The 16,700-nt window shown below is 58.9% G+C and carries 13 protein-coding genes and 2 rRNA genes (1 of these 15 running past the window's edge); 12 read left to right on the top strand and 3 right to left on the bottom strand.

Annotated features, from left to right (window positions below; translation table 11 throughout):
• Window positions 1-1,757 (top strand): 23S ribosomal RNA (locus JFU47_RS08875); it begins 1,136 nt to the left of the window's first position.
• 155 nt (window positions 1,758-1,912) lie between these two features.
• A 5S ribosomal RNA gene (rrf, locus tag JFU47_RS08870) occupies window positions 1,913-2,028 on the top strand.
• A 114-nt stretch (window positions 2,029-2,142) separates the two neighbouring features.
• On the opposite strand, the gene JFU47_RS08865 is transcribed toward rrf, so the two are convergent.
• A complete protein-coding gene (locus JFU47_RS08865; protein ID WP_201182539.1) occupies window positions 2,143-3,066 on the bottom strand; it encodes a TIGR03571 family LLM class oxidoreductase in 924 nt (307 codons plus the stop codon).
• A gap of 271 nt (window positions 3,067-3,337) precedes the next feature.
• Here JFU47_RS08865 and mrdA point away from each other — a divergent pair, with 271 nt between their 5' ends.
• Window positions 3,338-5,230, top strand: a complete 1,893-nt coding sequence (gene mrdA / locus JFU47_RS08860) for a penicillin-binding protein 2 (protein WP_201182537.1) — start codon at window positions 3,338-3,340, stop codon at window positions 5,228-5,230.
• Window positions 5,231-5,242: 12 nt separating this feature from the next.
• Here the strand turns inward: mrdA and JFU47_RS08855 are convergent, their stop codons facing one another.
• Window positions 5,243-6,202 carry a LysR family transcriptional regulator gene (locus JFU47_RS08855; RefSeq protein ID WP_201182535.1) on the bottom strand — a complete coding sequence of 320 codons (960 nt, stop codon included), beginning with the start codon at window positions 6,200-6,202 and terminating at the stop codon, window positions 5,243-5,245.
• A 156-nt stretch (window positions 6,203-6,358) separates the two neighbouring features.
• On the opposite strand from JFU47_RS08855, the gene JFU47_RS08850 reads away from it, so the two are divergent.
• The 6 genes from JFU47_RS08850 to JFU47_RS08825 all read left to right on the top strand — a co-directional run bounded on the left by JFU47_RS08850 (window position 6,359) and on the right by JFU47_RS08825 (window position 11,872).
• Window positions 6,359-7,660 (top strand): MFS transporter, encoded by a 1,302-nt coding sequence (locus JFU47_RS08850; protein ID WP_201182533.1) that lies wholly within the window; start codon window positions 6,359-6,361, stop codon window positions 7,658-7,660.
• A complete protein-coding gene (locus JFU47_RS08845; protein ID WP_008145462.1) occupies window positions 7,657-8,412 on the top strand; it encodes a class II aldolase/adducin family protein in 756 nt (251 codons plus the stop codon). Before JFU47_RS08850 ends, JFU47_RS08845 begins: the two co-directional genes overlap by 4 nt.
• On the top strand, window positions 8,409-9,350 hold the full coding sequence (locus JFU47_RS08840) for an NAD(P)-dependent oxidoreductase (protein WP_201182531.1): 942 nt from the start codon (window positions 8,409-8,411) through the stop codon (window positions 9,348-9,350). Before JFU47_RS08845 ends, JFU47_RS08840 begins: the two co-directional genes overlap by 4 nt.
• Before the next feature lie 127 nt (window positions 9,351-9,477).
• Window positions 9,478-10,857, top strand: a complete 1,380-nt coding sequence (locus tag JFU47_RS08835; protein WP_201182529.1) for an MFS transporter — start codon at window positions 9,478-9,480, stop codon at window positions 10,855-10,857.
• 18 nt (window positions 10,858-10,875) lie between these two features.
• Window positions 10,876-11,268, top strand: coding sequence for a RidA family protein (locus JFU47_RS08830; protein ID WP_201182527.1), 393 nt, complete (start codon window positions 10,876-10,878; stop codon window positions 11,266-11,268).
• Window positions 11,261-11,872 (top strand): RraA family protein, encoded by a 612-nt coding sequence (locus JFU47_RS08825; protein ID WP_201182525.1) that lies wholly within the window; start codon window positions 11,261-11,263, stop codon window positions 11,870-11,872. Before JFU47_RS08830 ends, JFU47_RS08825 begins: the two co-directional genes overlap by 8 nt.
• On the opposite strand, the gene JFU47_RS08820 is transcribed toward JFU47_RS08825, so the two are convergent.
• On the bottom strand, window positions 11,869-12,801 hold the full coding sequence (locus tag JFU47_RS08820) for a LysR family transcriptional regulator (RefSeq protein ID WP_201182522.1): 933 nt from the start codon (window positions 12,799-12,801) through the stop codon (window positions 11,869-11,871). The genes JFU47_RS08825 and JFU47_RS08820 overlap by 4 nt on opposite strands.
• A 161-nt stretch (window positions 12,802-12,962) precedes the next feature.
• Between JFU47_RS08820 and JFU47_RS08815 the strand changes: the two genes are divergently transcribed.
• The 3 genes from JFU47_RS08815 (at window position 12,963) to JFU47_RS08805 (ending at window position 16,670) form a co-directional block, all read left to right on the top strand.
• Window positions 12,963-14,273, top strand: coding sequence for an MFS transporter (locus JFU47_RS08815; protein WP_140680303.1), 1,311 nt, complete (start codon window positions 12,963-12,965; stop codon window positions 14,271-14,273).
• 23 nt (window positions 14,274-14,296) lie between these two features.
• Window positions 14,297-15,526: a Zn-dependent hydrolase gene (locus JFU47_RS08810; RefSeq protein ID WP_201182521.1), complete on the top strand. Its 1,230-nt coding sequence runs from the start codon at window positions 14,297-14,299 to the stop codon at window positions 15,524-15,526.
• Between the two features lie 118 nt (window positions 15,527-15,644).
• Complete coding sequence (locus tag JFU47_RS08805) at window positions 15,645-16,670, top strand: histone deacetylase family protein (RefSeq protein WP_201182518.1); 1,026 nt, start codon at window positions 15,645-15,647, stop codon at window positions 16,668-16,670.
• The last annotated feature ends 30 nt before the right edge of the window (window positions 16,671-16,700 follow it).

Here is a 16,700-nt window from a genome sequence, read left to right as displayed (position 1 = left end):
CCATACACCGAAGCTACGGGTATCACTTAGGTGATGCGGTAGAGGAGCGTTCTGTAAGCCTGTGAAGGTGAGTTGAGAAGCTTGCTGGAGGTATCAGAAGTGCGAATGCTGACATGAGTAACGACAATGGGTGTGAAAAACACCCACGCCGAAAGACCAAGGTTTCCTGCGCAACGTTAATCGACGCAGGGTTAGTCGGTCCCTAAGGCGAGGCTGAAAAGCGTAGTCGATGGAAAACAGGTTAATATTCCTGTACTTCTGGTTATTGCGATGGAGGGACGGAGAAGGCTAGGCCAGCTTGGCGTTGGTTGTCCAAGTTTAAGGTGGTAGGCTGGAATCTTAGGTAAATCCGGGATTCTAAGGCCGAGAGCTGATGACGAGTGTTCTTTTAGAACACGAAGTGGTTGATGCCATGCTTCCAAGAAAAGCTTCTAAGCTTCAGGTAACCAGGAACCGTACCCCAAACCGACACAGGTGGTTGGGTAGAGAATACCAAGGCGCTTGAGAGAACTCGGGTGAAGGAACTAGGCAAAATGGCACCGTAACTTCGGGAGAAGGTGCGCCGGTGAGGGTGAAGCATTTACTGCGTAAGCCCATGCCGGTCGAAGATACCAGGCCGCTGCGACTGTTTATTAAAAACACAGCACTCTGCAAACACGAAAGTGGACGTATAGGGTGTGACGCCTGCCCGGTGCCGGAAGGTTAATTGATGGGGTTAGCTAACGCGAAGCTCTTGATCGAAGCCCCGGTAAACGGCGGCCGTAACTATAACGGTCCTAAGGTAGCGAAATTCCTTGTCGGGTAAGTTCCGACCTGCACGAATGGCGTAACGATGGCGGCGCTGTCTCCACCCGAGACTCAGTGAAATTGAAATCGCTGTGAAGATGCAGTGTATCCGCGGCTAGACGGAAAGACCCCGTGAACCTTTACTATAGCTTTGCACTGGACTTTGAATTTGCTTGTGTAGGATAGGTGGGAGGCTTTGAAGCGTGGACGCCAGTTCGCGTGGAGCCAACCTTGAAATACCACCCTGGCAACTTTGAGGTTCTAACTCAGGTCCGTTATCCGGATCGAGGACAGTGTATGGTGGGTAGTTTGACTGGGGCGGTCTCCTCCTAAAGAGTAACGGAGGAGTACGAAGGTGCGCTCAGACCGGTCGGAAATCGGTCGTAGAGTATAAAGGCAAAAGCGCGCTTGACTGCGAGACAGACACGTCGAGCAGGTACGAAAGTAGGTCTTAGTGATCCGGTGGTTCTGTATGGAAGGGCCATCGCTCAACGGATAAAAGGTACTCCGGGGATAACAGGCTGATACCGCCCAAGAGTTCATATCGACGGCGGTGTTTGGCACCTCGATGTCGGCTCATCACATCCTGGGGCTGAAGCCGGTCCCAAGGGTATGGCTGTTCGCCATTTAAAGTGGTACGCGAAGCTGGGTTTAGAACGTCGTGAGACAGTTCGGTCCCTATCTGCCGTGGACGTTTGAGATTTGAGAGGGGCTGCTCCTAGTACGAGAGGACCGGAGTGGACGAACCTCTGGTGTTCCGGTTGTCACGCCAGTGGCATTGCCGGGTAGCTATGTTCGGAATAGATAACCGCTGAAAGCATCTAAGCGGGAAACTAGCCTCAAGATGAGATCTCACTGGGACCTTGAGTCCCCTGAAGGGCCGTCGAAGACTACGACGTTGATAGGTTGGGTGTGTAAGCGCTGTGAGGCGTTGAGCTAACCAATACTAATTGCCCGTGAGGCTTGACCATATAACACCCAAGCAATTTGTGAACTCGAAAGAGGCCAGATTGCGGTGTGTGAAGACGATACAAGTCGAAAATTCGAAACGAAACACACAAATCTATCGCATACCCATTCGCTGGAGCGTGAACCTGAAAAGGCCCACGACCTGGCTACCGAATTTCTTGACGACCATAGAGCATTGGAACCACCTGATCCCATCCCGAACTCAGCAGTGAAACGATGCATCGCCGATGGTAGTGTGGGGTTTCCCCATGTGAGAGTAGGTCATCGTCAAGATTAAATTCCGAAACCCCTATCTGCGTATGCAGGTAGGGGTTTTGTTTTGTCCGCAGGAAAGTGGCGTGACGACAAGGGACAGCCCATCGACTATCCCTGGTCCCAGCAGCATCGTTAGTGAAACTTTGGCAGAACGTATTCAGCTATTTCTTGAATAACCTCGGCAACCGGTCGTTCGCTACGACGCAGATGCAAGCCAACGTGCTGCACACCGGCTTCACGCAAAGCCTGAAGCTCATCAATCAATGCCAGCCTCCCGCAGCTGCCGCCAAAACGTACGCGTCGCATCGGTGCATGAGGATTGGCCGCCAGATCCAGGTGAACGAAGCTGATGTAGGGTTTATCGCCACCGACCTCTCGCCACAGTCCCACTCGGCGCCGATGCTCATCCGGTGTGCCGGGGTAGGCGAGCCAGCCGTCCATGTGTTGACCGATCCACGCTGGGGATTGCTGACCAAGACCTGCGACCAACAATGGCACTGGCTGATCTCGCTCTGGTAACAGGCGAGCACCTTCCGGCAAGCGTCCTTCACCTTGGCTGCGTATCAACTCGACCGTATCGCGAAAGATCTCTCCCCGCTGATCGTAGTCCACACCAAACAACGGATACTCCATAGGTCGGTCGCCACTGGCCACACCCAGTAGTAGACGTCCATCACTCAGTTCATCAACACTGTTGGCTGCCTTGAGCGTTAACCAAGGTTGACGTAGCGGTAATACAACCGCCGCCGTACCCAGCATGATGTTGTCGGTGATCCCTGCCAGGTAGCCAAGGTAGGAAAAGGTTTCGAACACCTGTGCCGCATCACCAAAATTGGGATCATAAACCGGCACATCGCGTACCCACAGAGCGCCGAAACCAACCTTGTCGGCGAGGCGCGCCATAGCGGCGTGCTGCTTCAGGTCCGGAACACCAAAAGGCCGGTCTTCGGCAATCCGCAGTCGCTGCCCATCGCTGGACCAATCGTTATCCAGCGGCAGTTCCAGCCCAATGGAAAATCCAGTTGAGCCCAGTAAACGTTGAAATCGTGGATGCATGAAAGACTCCAAAAAACAAAACGGAATGACATGCACCCAGTATCTACAGGCCCTCCTTCAAGAAAAATGCACGAATTGGAATATCAATTTTGAGCTAAACGCACGAATCATAAAAAAACCGATCGTCGTTTTGGCCCTCAAGGACAACCGTTAGAGGAAATCGCACTAAAGTGACCGCCTGGTTTTTGGTATGGTGCAGCTCGTTTTTTAACGGACTGATTTCAAGCCTACGGATTGGCGCCCCCTTTACAGTCAAAGAGCTGCAGCAGAAATGCCCCAACCGATACCGATCAAGGACCACGAAAAAGAGACGCGCCTGGTCAACAAAAGACTGATGGCTTGCGCCCTGTTCGTTGTCACCATTACCTGCGCGTTGGTCGTGCGCATGTATGTCCTGCAGGTGGTCGAGTTTGACTATCACTCGACGATCTCAGAAAACAATCGCGTCCATGTCCTGCCGATCACCCCCACGCGCGGATTGATCTATGACCGCAACGGCGTGGTTCTGGCGGACAACCGTCCCAGCTTCAACCTGACCATCACCCGCGAACGCGCCTCCGATGTTAAAGAGGAACTGGATGAGGTGGTCAGCCTCCTGCACTTGCCGACCGAAGACCGCTCGTTGTTTGACAAGGCGATGAAGCAGGCGCGCCATCCATTCGTGCCGGTCACCTTGTTCTACGAGCTCAGCGAAGAACAGATCGCCGTGTTGGCGGTCAACGAGTTCCGTCTGCCGGGGATCGACGTAGAACCACAATTCGTTCGCCACTACCCGATGGGTGCGCACTTTGCGCATTCGATCGGCTATGTCGGCCGCATCAACGAGAAAGAGTCCAAAGCCCTGGACACGGTGGAATACCGTGGCACTCAATCCATCGGCAAGACAGGCATCGAAAAATTCTACGAGTCGCAGCTGCACGGCCAGGTGGGTTACGAAGAAGTCGAAACCAACGCTCAAGGTCGGGTCCTGCGAGTGCTCAAGCACACCGATCCGATCCCGGGCAAAAACATCGTACTGAGCCTCGACGTCAACCTTCAGAAAGCCGCCGAGGAAGCGTTGGGTGATCGTCGCGGTTCGGTGGTCGCACTTGATCCGTCGACCGGAGAAGTGCTCGCGATGGTCAGCAAGCCAAGCTTCGACCCGAACCTGTTCGTCACCGGAATCAGCTTCAAGGAATACGCAGCGCTCCACGACTCGATCGACCGACCGCTGTTCAACCGCGTACTGCGCGGCCTCTATGCACCAGGTTCGACCATCAAGCCGGAAGTGGCCATTGCCGGCCTCGACGCCGGCGTCGTTACCCCGCAGACCCGCGTCTTCGACCCCGGTTACTACCAACTCCCGGACTTCGATCACAAATACCGCAACTGGAACCACAGCGGCGATGGCTGGGTGGATATGGACGCGGCGATCATGCGCTCCAACGACACCTATTTCTACGACCTGGCCCACAAGCTGGGTATCGACCGACTGCATGACTACATGGCTATGTTCGGCCTCGGCGAGAAAGTCTCGCTGGACATGTTCGAAGAGTCTGCTGGCCTGATGCCGTCGCAAGCCTGGAAGCGTGCCACGCGCCGTCAGGCATGGTTCCCGGGTGAGACCGTGATCCTCGGCATCGGCCAGGGTTACATGCAGGTCACTCCATTGCAGCTCGCCCAGGCCACTGCACTGATCGCCAACAAAGGTGTCTGGAATCGCCCGCACCTGGCCAAAACCGTGGACGGTGTTGCGCCAGTGGATGAGCATCCAATGCCAAACATCCTGTTGAAAGACCCGCGTGACTGGGAGCAGGTCAACCACGGCATGCAAATGGTGATGCACGACGCTCGCGGGATTGCGCGGGCGGCAGCGCAGGGCGCTCAGTACCGCATCGCCGGCAAGAGTGGTACCGCGCAAGTGGTGGCGATCAAGCAAGGCGAGCGCTACAACCGGGCGAAAACCCTTGAACGCAACCGCGACAACGCCTTGTTCGTCGGTTTTGCCCCGGCCGAACATCCGAAGATTGTCATCTCGGTGATGATCGAAAACGGTGAGGCCGGCGGTCGCGTCGCAGGTCCGGTGGTACGGCAGATCATGGATGCCTGGCTACTCGATCAGGACGGTCACTTGAAGCCGCAATACGCTACACCGAGCAAAGCACCGGGCGACCCTCACGTCTAAGCGATCAAGGCTTCACAGCACAGGCTCACGAATACTGAGCATGTGCTGGAAGCTTTCGAGGAACACGGTTTCGGCCTGACTCATCTTCTGCTCGCGATTCCACAGCAGCTGGATATCGAAATCCACCACCCCATCTTCCGGCGGCAAACGCCAGAGCAAACCTTGCTCGACATCCCTTCGTACCAGGTGCGTCGGCAGACAGCCAATGCCGAACCCTGAACAGATCAAGCGATAAATCTCTTCGAAACTCGTCGATGAAGCGACGATCTTGCCGGTAAAGCCTTGCTGGTCGCGGAACAATGTCAGGGGTGAAAGATTGCCCCCGAGTTGGTCACTGGTGAAGCTGACAAAGTTCTCCGCCGCGAGCTGTTCCAGGGTCAGATTCTCTTGCCCGAACAGTCGATGACGCTGCCCACAAAAGTACGCATAAGTCTCACGAAACAGTACTCGCTGCTCCAATCGCGGCTGCGGTAAACGGCACAGGCCGACGCCAATGGTCGCGGTCTTTTGCAGCAGTGAACTGATGATGTTCGAGCTGCCCATCACTTCGACTTCAAACTCGATTTTCGGGTGCGTTTCGTGGAAATCGGCGAGAAATTCATCGTAATGCCGAGCTTGCACACCGCTGACGGTAAGGATGCGAATCTTGCCGACCACGTCGTCGTTACGACTCTCCACCACCGTGCCCAGTCGTGAAATATCGCCGTAAATGTCCGCCGCAATGCGCAGGACTTCCTCCCCGGTTTCCGTCAGATCAAACCGCCGTCCGCTACGGGCAATCAACACACATTCCAATTGTTCCTCCAGCCGTTTCAGTGCCTGGCTGACGGCTGACTGCGTGATGTGCAATCGTGCGGCGGCCCGGCTCATGCTGCCTTCCTGGCTGATCACCAAATAGGTGCGTAGCAGGTTCCAGTCGAGGCGGTCATTCAGAAAGCGGCGACCGACCCAAGGGTTAGAAGTGGAGGGCATAAAACTCCTGGTAGTAGCAAGGCTAATAGTAAAGATAAGAATTTGAAAATTGACTAATCCTGGCACGGAAGCGATAAAGCTAACAAGCGCCACAGAGTGCAACCCGTAAACAGCCTTCAGTACCTGCCCAAAACTATAAATACACAGGGTCCTTGCATGCACACTACCCCTCAACCGCGTCGAGCGGCGGCGGCAGCCTTCATTGGCACGACCATCGAGTTCTACGACTTCTACATCTATGCCACGGCGGCGGCGCTGGTGCTCGGGCAAGTGTTCTTTCCCAGCCACGACCCGGTGATGAGCACCCTGGCAGCGTTCGGCAGTTTCGCCGTCGGTTTCATCGCTCGCCCAATGGCCGGCATGGTTTTCGGTCATTTGGGTGATCGCCTCGGTCGCAAGAAAATGCTGCTGGTGACCATGGCCCTGATGGGTTTGGCGACCGCCGGCATCGGTCTGTTGCCCAGCTACGCCAGCGTCGGTATCTGGGCACCGGTCGGTCTGATTGTGCTGCGTTTGATCCAAGGCATTTCAGTCGGTGGCGAGTGGGGCGGGGCGGTGCTGATGGCCAGCGAGCATGCACCGGCCAAGCGCAAGACTTTCTATGCATCGTTCGCTCAACTCGGCAGCCCGGCCGGTTTACTGCTGGCGTTGATCGCCTTTCGTCTGGTCACCTCCCTCGAGTCTGAGGACTTCCTCGCCTGGGGCTGGCGTCTGCCATTTCTCGCCAGCGGTGTGCTGATGATGGTCGGCCTGATGATCCGTTCCGGCGTCCACGAGTCGCCGGAGTTCGCCAAGGCCCGGGACAACAACGAGACTTCCAAGTACCCGGTGAAGGACGTGATCCGCACCTGCTGGCGGCAGATCCTGTTTGCTTCCGCCGCCGTGACTATCGGTTCGGCCGGGTTCTTCTTTACCAACACGTTCATGATCACCTATGTCACCCAGTATCAGGGCATCGCACGTTCGACGATTCTCGATTGCCTGTTCCTGGTGACCGTCATTCAGTTGCTCTCGCAACCGCTCTCCGCGTTGCTCGCCGAGCGCATCGGCGAAGGCCGCTTCCTCAAACTCGTCGCGCTGCTGTGCATGGTCACGCCGTACCCGATGTTCATGCTAGTGGGCACACAGAACATTGTGTTGATGACCGTCGGCATCGCGCTGGCGGTGGTGATTCTCTCGGCGCTGTACGCGGTGATCGCCGGTTACATGACCCAGGCATTCCCGGTGCACCTGCGCTACTCGGGCATTTCTATCGCCTACCAACTCAGCTGCGCGCTGGCCGGCGGCACCACGCCGTTGATCGGCACGCTGCTGGCGAGCAAGTTTTCCGGACAATGGTTGCCGTTGGCGGTGTACTTCACCTTGCTCTCGGCCTTGTCCTTGATCGGTGTTTGCGGGCTGGCCCGCCTGCGCGCCAACCCGGTCGTCATCCACGCTGCTAAAGAGGTGTATTCGTGAGTAAACCTGAACACATCGGCCCGGTTGAATGGCAAGCCCGTTGCGAGTTGGCTGCCCTGTATCGCCTGGTCGCGCACTTTCGCATGACCGACCTGATCGATACCCACATCACCCTGCGTATTCCAGGGCCGGAGCACCATTTCCTGATCAACCGCTACGGGGTGATTTTCGACCGCATGCGTGCTTCGGACCTGGTGCGTATCGATCAGGACGGGCGAGTCGTTGACCCGGAATATGAAGGTCATCGGGTCAACGCCGCCGGCTTTGTCATTCACTCGGCGATCCACATGGCCCGCCCGGATCTCAACTGTGTGATTCACACCCACACGGCTGCCGGCATGGCGGTCGCCGCCCAGAAGCAAGGCTTGCTGCCGATCAGTCAACACGCGCTGAAGTTCTACGGCAAATTGGCGTATCACACCTATGAAGGCATCGCGCTGTCGCTGGATGAGCGCGAGCGTTTGATTGCCGATCTGGGCCCGCACCGGGCGATGATCCTGCGCAATCATGGACTGTTGGTCGGTGGTTCTGGTGTGGCCCAGGCGTTCCAGGAGATTCACTTCCTGGAGCGTGCCTGTCAGGCGCAAGTTGCGGCGTTGTCCGGTGGTTCGGCGTTGCATTACCCGTCCCCGGAAGTCTGTGCGCACACCGCCGAGCAGTTTGACCGCGATGAGCAGGACAACATCATCGACCTGGCCTGGGAGGCCGCCCTGACCCTGATCGAATCCCAGCGCGAGTCCTACTTATCGTGAAAACCGTCACCAACACCGTGGTTCTGCTGTCCCGCGACAGTCTTCTGCTCAAGCAATTGCAGGCTGCATTTGCCCGCAGTGCGTCGCAACTCACCACCGTGCTGGCGGATGATCCGTTGGCCAAGAATGCGCAGATTGCCGCGTGCTGGTTTCCCTTGCCAGGCAGCCTCGCTGCATTGCCGAACCTGCAAGTCATTCACTCGGTGGCCGCCGGCATCGATCACCTCGATCACGACCCGTCGTGCCCGGATCTGCCGATCTGCCGAGTGGTTGATCCCGGTCACCGCCAGGGCATGACCGAGTACGTGCGCTGGGCGGCGATTCACTATCACCGCGGCTTCGATCAAGTGCTGTTGCAGCAACAGGACCAGCGTTGGGAGCGGCCGCTGCAACGGGCGGCGGGGCAGTTCAAGGTCGGTGTGATGGGGCTGGGGTCGTTGGGCAGCGCCATTGCCCAGGACCTGGCCGCCGCCGGTTACGACGTTCGTGGTTGGGCACGTCGCAGCAAAGACTTGCCGGGCGTACAGACGTTCGCCGGTGCGGAAAAACTGAACCCGTTTCTCGATGGATTGGAGTTGTTGATCAACCTGTTGCCGCTGACCAGCGAAACCCGCGGCATCCTCGGCAGCGCAACGTTTGAGCGGCTCGCCAATGGCGCCGCGCTGGTCAATTGTGGTCGCGGCGGTCATCTGAATATCGATGACCTCGAACAGGCCCTGGCCCGAGGAAAGCTACGCGGCGCGTTGCTGGATGTTTTCGAACAAGAACCGCTGCCGGTCGATCACCGTCTCTGGGCAATGCCCGGCGTCACCATCACTCCGCACATGGCGTCCGCAGCCTCCCATGACTGTATCGCCGAACAAGTAGCAGAGAACTTTCGTCGTTTAAATACCGGTGAGCCGTTATTGAATTGTGCGGACCGAACACTCGGTTATTAATAAGAAAGCACCTTGCAAACTCGCCCATTGAATTGGGCGACTTATAACAATAATCCCTTATCTCGAACGTTTTACTGCCAGTTAAAACAATTAAATACGAGTTCTTGATGAACTCCTGGAGACAGTAATGAGCGATCTATCGCCTGTAGAAAAGTCCGGCGCACCTCCGGAAGTTGCAATCAGCATGAAGAAAGTGGCCGTGGCCAGTGTGATTGGCACTACTGTGGAATGGTACGACTTGTTTGTTTTCGCCACGGCTTCGGCGCTGGTGTTCAACAAAGTGTTCTTTCCGGATTTCGATCCGTTGATCGGGACATTACTGGCGTTCGGTACATTTGCTTCGGCCTACCTGGCCCGGATTGTCGGTGCGGCCCTGTTCGGTCATTTCGGTGACCGCTTGGGACGCAAGTCGATGTTGTTGATTTCGCTGTTGACCATGGGTGCCGCTACGTTCGCCATCGGGTTATTACCTAACTACGCGGCCATTGGTATCTGGGCGCCGATCCTGTTGTTGCTGCTGAGGGTGATTCAAGGCCTGGCGTTGGGTGGCGAGTGGGGCGGTGCGGTGCTGATGGCGGTGGAACACGCTCCCGCCAACAAACGCGGCTTGTACGGCTCGTGGGTACAGATCGGCGTCCCGGCCGGGACCATGATTGCCAACCTGGCCTTCTTGCTGATTGCCGCGTGGCTGTCCCCAGAAGACCTGTTGGCCTGGGGCTGGCGAATTCCGTTCCTGGCCAGCGTGCTGCTGATCGCCGTGGGCTTGTACATCCGCTTGAACATCGCGGAAACCCCGGCCTTCAACAAGGTCAAGGAAGCCGAGGTGCAGGTGAAAATGCCGCTGGCGGAAGTGTTTCGCAAGTACTGGAAACAAGTGGTGCTGGGCGGGATCGCCACCATGTCGACCGGGGCGTCGTTCAACATCATCGTTGCCTTCGGCCTGACGTATGGCACGCAGAATCTGGGGTTCAGCCGCAGCGTGATGCTCGGCGTGGTGTTGCTGTCCTGCGCCTGGTGCATCGTCATGTTGCCGGTGTTCGGCGCGTTGTCGGACCGCTACGGACGCAAGCCGATCATCGTCGCCGGCATCGTGGCCGAAGCGTTGGTGGCGTTCCCGTTGTTCTGGTTGATGGACACCAAAGAGTTGCCCTGTGTGATCTTCGGCTACCTGCTGTTGATGACTGCCTTCGCGGCCAATTACGGGCCGATCGCGACCTTCCTCGCCGAACTGTTCGGCACTCGGGTGCGCTATTCCGGGTTATCGATCAGCTACATGTTGTCCGGCCTGCTCGGCAGTGCGGCGACGCCCATCGTCACCACCGCATTGCTGGCGGCGACCGGCAAAGGCTCTTCAGTGGCCTGGTACATGATCGGTGCGGCGTTGATTTCGTTGGTGGCGCTGTTGTTGCTGACCGAGACCTTCAAGCGAGACATCAGTGAAGTCCCAGCAGCAGTGCCGGACAACGAGCCAGCCCTCGGCAAACCTGTCAAATCGGCCGTCGCCTGATTAATGGAGTTCAACAACATGCGCAGAATCCAATCAGCCCCAGGCTTCATCGGCCCGGTCGGCCCTTACTCCCAAGCAGTGGTCAGTGGCCACCTGGTGTTCACCGCCGGGCAGATTCCGGCCCAGAGCGGGCTCGATGACCAGCCCGCTCATTTCACCGAACAAGTGCGACAAACCTTGCGCAATATGGAGGCAATCCTGATTGAAGCCGGGTCCGACTTCAGCCATGTGATCAAGGTCAACGCGTACCTCACCGATCCCGCACAACTGGAGCCGTTCAATGCGGTGTATCGCGAGTTCCTCGGCCATGCGCCGCCGGCGCGCACCACGGTGTGCGTGGCGCTGTGGGGCGTGTCGCTGGAAATCGACTGTGTCGCCGAGTTGATCGCCAAGGAGGCGCAACATGGATGAATCGCAGCTGATCGAGCAGCTCAACGCAGTGAGTTTTCCGACCCTCGGGCATTTTCTCGAAGAGGGCTTTGCCGACTCGCAACTGCGGGCCATGGTGCCCAATGTGAAACTGGTCGGCCGGGCGCTGACCCTGAAACTGGTGGGCGCCGATGCCATCGCGGTCAACCAGGCCCTGGCGCTCATCCAGCCCGGCGATGTGCTGGTGATCGACACCGATGGGGACTGGCAACACGCACCTGTCGGCGCCGTCACCAGTTGCGCGGCACGTTGCGCGGGGGCGGTGGGCATTGTGGTGGACGGCGCAGTGACCGACTTGCTGGAACTGCGCGAGTCCGGGCTGCCGGTTTTCGCTCGCGGCACCAGCCTGTTGACCACCAAATTGCATGGCCGTGGCGACAGCCAGATCAATCAGCCGATTCACTGTGCCGGCGTCACGGTGCATCCCGGTGATTGGGTGCTGGCGGACGACAACGGTGTGCTGTTTCTCGATTGGCAAACCGCGGCCGGCGTCATCGAACAGGCCTTGGCTTCCGATAATGCCGAGCCGCGTTTGCTCGAGCGTTTGCATGCGGGCGAGCCGGTGGCGCAGGTGTTACGCGTTTAAGCCGTCAAACAGCGTTGCAGGCTTTCGATGAACATCGTCTCGGCCCGGCTCATGCGCTGCTCGCGGTTCCACAGCAAATGAATGTCCACATCGGCAATCCCTTCGTGGGGCGGCAGGCGCCAGAGCAATCCGGCGTCGACGTCCGCCGCCACCACGTGCTCGGGCAAACAGCCGATCCCGTACCCGGCGATCACCAGTCGCCGGACTTCTTCCAGGCTCGGTGACGAGGCGACGATCCGTCCGCTGAAGCCTTGCTGATCACGAAAAATCGTCAGCGGCGAGAGCATGCCGCCGATCTGGTCGCTGGTGAAACTGACGAAATTCTCCCGCTGCAAATCCCCTTCGGCGACATTCTGCTGGCCGAACAGCGCATGGTGCTTGCCGCAGAAAAACGCATAGCGTTGACGCAGGAACAGTCGTTGTTCCAGGCGCGGTTGCGGGCGGCGATTGAGGCTCAGGCCGAGGGTCGCGGTTTTTTCCTGGAGGGCGCTGACGATGTCGGAGCTGCGCATCACGTCGACTTCCAGATCCACTCGCGGGTGCTGGCGATGAAAGTCCGCGAGGAAGTCATCGAAGCGCTCCGAAAAGATCCGGCTGATGATCAGCAAGCGAACCTTGCCGATCACTTCGTCGGCCGGTTGCTCCAGCACGCTGCTGACCTGGGACATCTGCCCGTAGATTTCCCCGGCCAGTTCGAAGATCTGCTCGCCGACTTCGGTCAGGGCAAACCGTGGCCCGCGACGGGCGATCAATTGTCGGCCCAATTGCTCCTCCAGACGCTTGAGCGCCTGGCTCACCGCCGGTTGCGTCAGGTGCAGTCGAGCGGCGGCGCGGCTGATGCTCAGCTCCTGACCGATCACCCGGAAGGTGCGCAGCAGGTTCCAGTCCAGACGGTCATTGAGCAGGCGTTGTACATCGCGTTCGGCCATGGCGGCTCTCGATTATAAGCTGGCGTAATAGTCCGCATAATAAATAGAAAATTGACTAATCATAGCCCCGAGACGATAAATCATCCCCAGACAGGCGCCGTCAGAGCGCCTTGATTTTGCAGTTTCACTCCTGCCAAAAAAATAACCAAAGGAGCCTGACCATGAAGCCTAACGCTTCGCCCCAGCCTCGCCGTGCTGCGGCTGCCGCATTCATCGGCACCATGATCGAGTGGTACGACTTTTACATCTACGCGACCGCCGCCGCGCTGGTGTTCGGCGCGCTGTTCTTCCCCTCCGACGACAAACTGTTCAGCACCATGGCCGCCTTCGGCACCTTCGCCGTGGGCTTCTTTGCGCGGCCGTTGGGCGGGATTATCTTCGGCCATATTGGCGACCGCATCGGCCGCAAGAAGTCGCTGATCATCACGTTGCTGATGATGGGCGTGGTCACGGTCTGCATCGGCTTGCTGCCGACCTACGCACAAATCGGCGCAGCCGCGCCGGTGCTGCTGATTCTGTTGCGCATCGTCCAGGGCATCGCCGTCGGTGGCGAGTGGGGCGGGGCGGTGTTGATGGCCGGCGAGCATGCGCCGAAAGGTCGACGCAACTTCTTCGCCTCCTTTGCGCAACTGGGCAGCCCGGCGGGTTTGATCCTGTCGTTGCTGGCCTTCAGCGTAGTCACCCGTCTGCCGGAAGAAGACCTGATGAGCTGGGGCTGGCGTCTGCCGTTCCTCGCCAGTTCGCTGTTGCTGCTGGTGGGCCTGGCGATTCGCCTGGGCGTGAATGAGTCGCCGGAGTTCCTCGCCAGCCGCGAACTGGCGCGCAAAAGCACACGCAAGGAGCAGGCGCCGGTCATGGAAGTGCTGCGCACCGCGTGGCGTCCGCTGCTGCTGTGCATCGGCGCCAACACCCTCGGGATCGCCGGGGTGTATTTCACCAACACCTTCATGATCGCCTACACCACCCAGCAACTCGAACTGCCGCGCTCATTGATTCTCGAGTGCCTGTTTGTGGTGGCGATCATTCAGTTCTGCATTCAACCGTTGGCCGCGTGGGTCGCCGAGAAAATCGGCGCGACGCGATTCCTGTGCCTGATGTCGTTGCTGGCCATGGCCTCGCCGTACCCGATGTTCGTGCTGGTCAGCTCGGCCCAGGCGCCGCTGATCATCCTCGGCATCGCTCTGGCGGTGGTGTGCATGGCGTCGTTCTATGCGGTGATCGCCGGTTACGTCAGCGGCATGTTCGAGACCCGCGTGCGCTACACCGCGATCTCGTTGGCCTATCAGATTTGCGGCGCCGTGGCCGGTGGCCTGACGCCGCTGATCGGCACTTTGCTGGCGCACAAGTTCGCCGGCCAATGGTGGCCGCTGGCGGTGTTCTACAGCCTGATTGCCGCGACTTCGCTGATCTGTGTCCTGTCCCTTGCCCGTCGCCATGCCAGCGCTGAACGCCTCGAAATGGCCAACGCTTAATCAACGTTTTTCAGGAGTAACTCATGTTGAAGATTAATGGCGAACGCCTCTGGGCGAGTCTGATGGCCATGGCCGAAATCGGCGCCACCGCCCGTGGCGGTAGCTGCCGTCTGGCCCTGAGCGATGAAGACAAGGCCGGCCGTGAATTGTTTTCCCACTGGTGTCGCGAAGCCGGCATGACCCTGAGCGTGGACGCCATCGGCAACCTGTTCGCCCGCCGCGCCGGCACCGACCCCGATGCCGCGCCCGTGATGATGGGCAGTCACCTCGACACCCAGCCTGAAGGCGGGCGTTTCGATGGCGTCTACGGCGTACTCGCCGGCCTGGAAGTGGTCCGTTGTCTCAACGACCTCGACATCCTGACCCGCAAACCACTGGAAGTGGCGGTCTGGACCAACGAAGAAGGCGCACGCTTCACCCCGGCGATGTTCGGCTCGGCGGTGTTCACCGGGATCATGCCACTGGACGCAGCGCTGGCGGTGCGTGACATCGACGGCATCAGCGTTGCCGAGGCGTTGCAGCGCACCGGTTACGCCGGCGAGCGCCCGTTTGGCGGCGCGGTGGATGCGTACTTTGAAGCGCACATCGAGCAAGGTCCGATCCTCGAAGACAACGCCAAAAGCATCGGCGTGGTCAGCGGCGGCCAGGCGATTCGCTGGCTCGACGTGCGGGTTGAAGGCATGGCCGCCCACGCCGGCACCACGCCGATGCCGCTGCGCAAAGACGCTTTGTATGGCGTGGCGCGAATGATCCAGGCCATTGAAGGGTTGGCCACCGATTTTGCCCCCGAAGGCCTGACCACCGTCGGCGAGTTGAGCATCAACAAATCGTCGCGCAACACCATTCCGGGGCTGGTGAATTTCACCGTCGACCTGCGTCATCACCGCGACGAAGCGATTGAGGCCATGGAGCAGCAAGTCCGCGAGCGGCTTCAGGCGATTGCCGATAGCCGAGGCTTGAACCTGACGATTACACCTCACTGGATCAGCCCGGCAACCCCGTTCGATGCCGATTGCGTGGCGGCCGTGCAGCAGGCGGTGGACGCGCTGGGCTACGCTCAGCAATCGATTGTCAGCGGTGCCGGGCATGATGCAATTCATCTGGAGCGGTACTGCCCGACGGCCATGGTGTTCATTCCATGCGTCGGCGGCTTGAGCCATAACGAAGCCGAAGATGTGTTGCCTGAAGACGTGCGTCAGGGCACCGATGTGCTGCTAAACGCCGTGCTGTCCCGCGCCGGCAAAGTCGAATAAAACGCAATCCCTGTGGGAGCGAGCCTGCTCGCGAAGAGGGAGTGTCAGTCGACATCATTGTTGAATGACACATCGCTTTCGCGAGCAGGCTCGCTCCCACTCTGACAGGTGATAATCCATGCGCAGTTTTTTCCACCCTGAACAATTGCTTCACCATCCACGCAGCTACTACTCCCGTGGGCAGATGCGCACACCACAAGAAGTGCCGGAGCGCGCTCAGCGGTTGGTCCAGGCGTCGCACTCGCTGGGCTTTAACGTCGAGCAGCCGGTCGATGCCGGGCTCGATCCGCTGCTGGCGGTCCACGGCGCGCCGTACCTGACGTTTTTGCAGGAAGCGCATCAGCGTTGGAAAGAGATCCCCGAGGATTGGGGTGACGAGGTGATGTCGAACATCTTCGTGCGCGAGCCCAATGCCCTGCGCGGGATTCTCGCCCAGGCCGCCCGCTATCTGGCGGATGGCAGTTGCCCGGTGGGTGAGCAGACCTGGCGTTCGGCCTATTGGTCGGCGCAAAGCGCCATTGCCGGCGCTCAGGCGTTGCTCGATGGCGAGCCGGCCGCTTACGCCTTGTGCCGTCCACCGGGACACCATGCCCGGGCCGAAGCGGCGGGTGGTTTCTGTTATGTGAACAATGCAGCGGTGGCGGCGCAGGTTCTGCGTGCCGGTTATGAGCGCGTCGCGGTGCTCGACACCGACATGCACCACGGTCAGGGGATTCAGGAGATTTTCTACGACCGCGATGACGTGCTCTACGTCTCGGTGCATGGCGATCCGACCAACTTCTATCCGGGGGTTGCCGGGTTCGCTGACGAGCGTGGTGTCGGGAGGGGCGAGGGCTTCAACCTCAATTTGCCGATGGCGCATGGTGCCAGTGAGGCGGATTTCCTGGGGCAATTGGACGTGGCATTGGCGGCGGTGAAAGACTTCGGCGCCGAGGTGCTGGTGTTGTCTTTGGGGTTCGATATTTTCGAGCTTGATCCGCAGAGCAAAGTGGCGGTGACCCGTGAAGGGTTTGCGCGGCTTGGGGAGCGGATTCGCAGCCTTGGGTTGCCGTGTCTGATTGTGCAGGAGGGCGGGTATCACCTGGAGAGTCTTGAGGATAATGCCCGGGCGTTTTTTGTGAACGCCGAGGTGTGGCAGCTCTGAGATCTTTGGTGTCTGGTAGATCGCTATCGC

The organism is Pseudomonas sp. TH39(2020), assembly GCF_016650715.1.
GTDB lineage: Bacteria > Pseudomonadota > Gammaproteobacteria > Pseudomonadales > Pseudomonadaceae > Aquipseudomonas > Aquipseudomonas mandelii_C.
This window is presented reverse-complemented; position numbering and strand designations above follow the sequence as displayed.